Raw genomic sequence first — 2,942 nt, forward strand, 5'->3', positions numbered from 1 at the left:
TATGAAATTTATACTGATGAGGAGGAAGAGGAATAGCCCCTGTATATTTTTAAGTAATCATTATAAGAGACTGTTAGTTTTGCAATAAACTATTTTACATTGCACAAGTATGTAGATAGCCCCGTGGCTTCAGCCTGGGGAAAAAGATTGATTTTTTTTCAGGCTTTAGCCAAAATGTAAACTACTTTTTAAATAATTTGGCTAAAGCCTTTAATATTTTTATTGCAAATCCAGGTCTAAAGACGGGGGCAGTTAAAAAAAAGGTTGTTCAAATTCATTTGTAAATTAAATACCTAATCCTTAATAATTTTTTTAAGTAAGTATATGGGTGATGTGCAACCACCATTAAGAAAAGTAAATGTTACCCGTTATGTAATGCCCTTACGTGAAGGCGGTTCTTTACCTGCAATTACCGAAGCGGATGATGGTTTTTTATACGTATTAAAATTTAGCGGTGCCGGCCAGGGAGTGAGGGCATTGATTGCTGATTTAATTGGTGGCGAAATTGCCCGTGCATTAGGTTTTAAAGTTCCTGAAATTGTATTGGCTAATTTAGACAGCGCCTTTGGCAGAACAGAAGCTGACGAAGAAATTCAGGAGCTGTTACGCAAAAGCGAAGGATTAAATTTGGGTGTTCATTATTTGGCCGGTGCTATTAGTTTTGATGCGGCAGTGGTTACCATTGATCCGTTAATGGCTTCGCAAATTGTATGGCTCGATGCATTGCTGACCAATGTAGACCGTACAGCCCGTAACACCAATATGCTGATGTGGAAAAAAGAATTGTGGCTGATAGATCACGGTGCAGCATTATATTTTCATCACAGCGGCGGCGATTGGAAGGAGCAGGCAATGCGACCCTTTGTACCAATAAAAGATCACGTCCTCTTGTCGCTTGCAAGCGAACTGGATACAGCTGATAAAGCATTTAACGCATTGCTTACAAAAGACCGCCTTCAATCTATTGTTGCATTAATACCTGATGAATGGCTTGGCGATAATACTTTTGGTGCATCGGTTGATGCGATGCGGAATATTTATGTACAGTTTTTAACTTTAAGAATTCAATTGTCATCCATTTTTGTAAAAGAAGCACAACATGCAAGACAATCACTTATTTGAGTACGCTGTTATACGTATTGTGCCACGTGTGGAACGGGAAGAATTTCTTAACGTGGGTGTAATATTATATTGCAAACCATTACAGTTTTTACAAACTATTTTTACTGTTGATGAAGAAAGACTGAAAATTTTTGCAGGCTATTTAGATATGGCAGCATTATGTGAACACTTAAATGTTTTTGAAAAAATTTGTAATGGCGATACAGCTGCAGGAGAAATTGCAAAATTAGATATGGCTTCACGTTTTCGCTGGCTTACAGCTACCAGAAGTACTATTGTGCAAACTTCAAAAACACACCCCGGTTTGTGCAGCAATGCAAAAGAAACCCTTATAAAATTACATGCACAGTTGGTGTTAACTCCTCAAAAAGAGATTTAATTTTTTGTACTGATGCAGCTGCATCAAAGTATATTACTTTCATTCTATTCCTTCAAAAGCTACAACAATTAAAATTTAATACCACTTAGACATTGAAAGAATACTGTCAGCCTGAGCTTGTCGAAGGCGGGTTGACATTGCACCGGTTTCGACAAGCTCAACCTGACACTTTTTTAATCGGATAGATTCAATGTCTAATTGGTATAATCTTTACAAAAAAAATTATATTCACTAAAATGATTGCACTACCATTTTTCTAATCCTAATAATTTTTTTCCCAACTCATTTAATTGTGCCCTGCCATATTTTGTTTGTTCCCAATTGCGTGGGTCGCCGGGAAAAGCGTAACCTTCAGGAGCAATACTGTCTTTCCAGGAATTTATCCGCCATTGTCGCAATGCTTCATTATTTTCTTCTGCAGGCATCATTGAAATATATTGTGCCATACGAACTTTATCGGCACTTTTGTTAGGGCGTATGCCATGCGGTTGAAGGCTGTTAAAAATTAAAAGATCACCCGCCTCCATTTTTACTTTTACAAATTCAAAACCAGTTGTATCGGGTTTAAAACGGTCACGGTCTTCGGGCTGCGATAATTTCCATGTATCATAGTTGCGAAACAGATCAGGTAAACATTGAAAGCCCCCCATGTTTTCATCTGTCTGATCTGCCAACGCAACAACGCCCTGTACATTCACAGGTTTTGTTTCGGGGTCGTAATCCCAATGAATAAATCCCTTTTGTTCAAACCCTGGTTTTATCGGAAAATTAAGATTAGCCCTGTCGATAGTAACCCATAGTTTTTCTGTTCCCCAAATATCTGCAAATGCATCATACACTTTTTGTGTCATGCGGTTGTTCCATAAATGCTGATTGTTATACACCTCCACCATTCCTGTGTTAGTCAATTCTTTCATTTTTATTTCTGCCAGTGGTGGCGCATACCAGGTATCCGGATTGTGTGGATCTTTCTCTTCAAACTCCCATAAAAAATTTGCAGTTGCCAATGCCTGCTCTTTAGGTACCGCATTTTTAATAACAATATATCCGTTGGTGATCCAAAAATTCCAGTCGGCTTCGGTTAATACTTTAAGTGGTTTACCATTGCTGCGGTCGTTTAATTTAGTGGCACTGCTTTTTGCAGTAGAAGGATTGCCGGGAATATCTTTATGAGCATTGTCCGGTTGCATTGAAGGAGCCATTGTGGGCACCATTGTTTTTTGTTCCATATAACACTATTTAATTTTTTAATAAATGAACTTGTAATCGGTGATACAAAAATAGCTTTGTAAGGAGGCGCTAATCAACCTCTGCAATGGCAGCTATTTGTACTGTATTGATATATTTTGGTATTTTTAAGAGCAGCTTTGAAAAATTGGCGCAAATGAAAGCAAAATTAGAAACCATAACAAGTGATAGTGACAGCTCGTTCAGGATACTG

General features: G+C 37.9%; 3 protein-coding genes. 2 read left to right on the plus strand and 1 reads right to left on the minus strand.

Going from position 1 to position 2,942, the window contains the following annotated elements; translation table 11 throughout:
* Window positions 1-324 precede the first annotated feature (324 nt).
* On the plus strand, window positions 325-1,122 hold the full coding sequence (locus tag ACY65O_RS07460; RefSeq protein WP_462220226.1) for a HipA family kinase: 798 nt from the start codon (window positions 325-327) through the stop codon (window positions 1,120-1,122).
* The gene (locus ACY65O_RS07465) at window positions 1,100-1,501 is read left to right on the plus strand and encodes a DUF3037 domain-containing protein (protein ID WP_462220227.1); all 402 of its coding nucleotides are present in this window, start codon (window positions 1,100-1,102) and stop codon (window positions 1,499-1,501) included. Before ACY65O_RS07460 ends, ACY65O_RS07465 begins: the two co-directional genes overlap by 23 nt.
* 245 nt (window positions 1,502-1,746) lie before the next feature.
* On the opposite strand, the gene ACY65O_RS07470 is transcribed toward ACY65O_RS07465, so the two are convergent.
* The gene (locus tag ACY65O_RS07470; protein WP_462220228.1) at window positions 1,747-2,730 is read right to left on the minus strand and encodes a phytanoyl-CoA dioxygenase family protein; all 984 of its coding nucleotides are present in this window, start codon (window positions 2,728-2,730) and stop codon (window positions 1,747-1,749) included.
* Window positions 2,731-2,942 lie beyond the last annotated feature (212 nt).

Origin of the sequence: Ferruginibacter sp., from assembly GCF_031430955.1 — a bacterium.
Taxonomy (GTDB): domain Bacteria; phylum Bacteroidota; class Bacteroidia; order Chitinophagales; family Chitinophagaceae; genus Ferruginibacter.